General features: G+C 36.9%; 2 protein-coding genes. Both read right to left on the reverse strand.

Features of this window, described 5'->3' with window-relative positions:
* Positions 1 to 106 precede the first annotated feature (106 nt).
* Positions 107 to 1,351, reverse strand: coding sequence for a hypothetical protein (locus tag AAC854_RS21980; protein WP_340618957.1), 1,245 nt, complete (start codon positions 1,349 to 1,351; stop codon positions 107 to 109).
* A gap of 48 nt (positions 1,352 to 1,399) precedes the next feature.
* Complete coding sequence (locus AAC854_RS21985; RefSeq protein WP_340618958.1) at positions 1,400 to 2,476, reverse strand: DUF4297 domain-containing protein; 1,077 nt, start codon at positions 2,474 to 2,476, stop codon at positions 1,400 to 1,402.
* Positions 2,477 to 2,829 lie beyond the last annotated feature (353 nt).

Raw genomic sequence — 2,829 nt, forward strand, 5'->3', positions numbered from 1 at the left:
TTTTACGGAGCTCCCCAAACGCCATCCCAACGATCCTCTGCACGATCTGCTCCCGTGGAACGTGAATATGGGCGACATCATGTAAATACACTGCTTAATTGGCCGCTTACTGTTGCTGCCTCTTTAGTACTTTTTGTTTATCATTGGCTTGCTTAGACTTGAGCTCTTGCGACTCTTTAGATTTAGTAACATTATTATTAACATGCTTTTGGGCGATAGAATGTAGCGCTTGTTCAAACATAGCTGAATTATTTTGTTCAGAAGACTCTTCATCAAAGATGTACTTACTATTTATCCTGTCAACTTCAGCTTTTACAAACTTTAATTCATCATCAAGCTCTTTCAATTGAGCATACTTTTCCCTTAGTGAGCTACCTAAACTAACAGCTTCGTCCTCCAAAGAAGACTTATCTGCTAATAAACCTGCTCGACTTAAAAGTGAATTATCATGTTCTACGCCGCATAGAGGGCATTCAAGTATGTCATTAGGAATGTTTTCAACAGCAAATATATAATCTTCATCAAGCTCTTGTATTGATGTAGTAGCGATTAAATGTTGTTGCTCTAAATCATATATTTCAGTTCTCAATTGAGTCTGTTGGTCGAACAGTTGTGTTTGGCATTGAGTAAATTCTTGAAGCTCTTGCTCAATTTCGGCTTGAATTACTTCGAATTCGGTCTCTGTAACGGCTATATTTGATTGGCCAGCTACCTCTTCAAGCACCTCAATAGCCGCACTGATACGTTCAACTTGCTGTGTAGCTTCACGTTCAACAGCTTTTTGCTCATAGATTTCTTCTTCAATTTCAAAGTGTGCAGGTTTAATATAACCACAGAAATATTTAATCAAATTAGGTTTGAAATTAGTGTATTGGCCTAGGCTTTCAAATGAGTTCCATGGCTCGTCCCAACTTTTCTGTTGATCTATATAGAATGGTAAGAAGTAATATGCTGGAGGAGGACAATCAAGTCCACCTTGCCTATTTGCTAACAACAGATCGAATCCAACAACTTCCGCGAAATCACGTGCAAAATCACCAGTGATCTTGGAGTACTTCTTGAGAACTTCCCCAACCTTGCCGAAATACATAGAGTTTTGATATCGGCTCGCAACATACTCAGTCTCATCAACCTTGTAATACAAGATCGATTTTACATCATTTGACTTCCATTCTTCATCGAGCTTGGGTTCACAACCAAGTGCCCAAAAAAGGTTCTTAACTAATGTTGACTTGCCTATACTATTATCGCTTCCGGTAACGAGATTGAGCCTCTTTGGAAACTCGAATTGATTCGCCAACCTTTTCGAATCGGATATCAGCACTAGACGTTGAAATTGCAAGCCTTTCATTTTTATGCTTCCTAAGATTTCTTATCAATAGTTTGTAATTGTGGTTCATTATTCACTCGTTAATAAGCAATAAATGATTTCGACTAAAAATTCGTCTGGATCAGTAACCTTAGTTTCTAATCCATCAGTCTTGGCTTGTTGTAAAAGAGCTTCGATGTGTAGGGCATCACTATTAAACAGAGACTCATTTACTTTATTTGCTGATGCCTTGAATGAGCCAGTAATATCAATATCTAAAGCAGTCATAAAGCCAGCACGTTTTAGCGAAAGTTGTGAAAGTTTGGTTCTTACATTCCTAATTTGTCGAGTTCTCCAGCTCAATTGCTGAGCTAAATGATTAAAATCTTCCTTTATTTCATTTACACTTGGGTGACTAGAGTTTATTGCTAATACGTCATGGACCTTAACAGATGTCAGTGACTTCTTGTCCATTAATCTATCCCAGTCAGTGTAATCAAAAGTGATACGTATTTTGCGACCCATCTCGTCTATAATGGCTCTGTATATAGCTACAGCATTGCATTGTGCTCCTGGGAACATACCATCAACTAATTTAGCAAATTGAGCCAATACGTAATCTTCTTGGTTCTCTAGTTGGATTTCTGGAACTATAAATTGTAAATGCTTAGGTAGCAGATCAATTCCTAATTCTTCATTTACCTTATTGGTCAAACTCTGTAGACAGGCAGCTGTGAGATCTCCCATTCGTATAACATCAAGTTTCAGCCCTTTACCTACATCTAATGAGAAACCACCTGATGAAACCAAGCCGATGTTAGTGATACGCTGATCATATTGCGTACCTACACATGAACTAAGCAACTTTCCCAATACAGAATTTTTAAGGGTTTCATTGGCACCTGAAGAACGCTTTGTTAGTTCGTGTGCAGTATAAGTCTTAGTTTGATTTTTAACCTGAAAGAACTCAAAGTGAGCTTTGGTACCGTCAAGGTTATCTGCAATAACGACATCTTCGTGATATTCAACAAGCAGAGCATATTCTTCCTTTTTCTGGTGTTTCTCTATAATTCTGCATAGAGCCCAATGGTACTGAAAATTATATTTACCAAAAGTGCTAGCACCAGCAGATTCGCGTTGAACTTCTGCAAGAATGTTATCTATCATACAATTGAAACCAACTGATAAAATTAATTTCCGTAATCATATTACTGAAACCTTTCTATATCATAATCATAAAGTTGATGAATGTGACCTAATTTAGATTAATATCTAATCTTTTGCAAAATATGCAAGCAACGATTACCTCAAAAATTAATTTATTAATTACTTTTTTTAATGTTAATTTAATGAGTTAATTTCATGACCCTAACGCACTTCTGTCCAAAAGTGAGTTAGAGCAAGTTGCCTGATTTGGTCACACCATAAAATTGGAACGGGTAGATTGCATTCTAATCAATTCAAATAACGCTATCGCGCTTCTGACATTATTTTTTGTCTCGGAAAATGAATTACGCATT

The sequence above is a fragment of the Xenorhabdus entomophaga genome (assembly GCF_037996725.1).
GTDB lineage: Bacteria > Pseudomonadota > Gammaproteobacteria > Enterobacterales > Enterobacteriaceae > Xenorhabdus > Xenorhabdus khoisanae.

Coding starts and splice junctions, on each gene's coding strand:
- AAC854_RS21980 (WP_340618957.1), bottom strand. CDS start 1,351: ATGAAAGGCTTGCAATTTCAACGTCTAGTGCTGATATCCGATTCGAAA.
- AAC854_RS21985 (WP_340618958.1), bottom strand. CDS start 2,476: ATGATAGATAACATTCTTGCAGAAGTTCAACGCGAATCTGCTGGTGCT.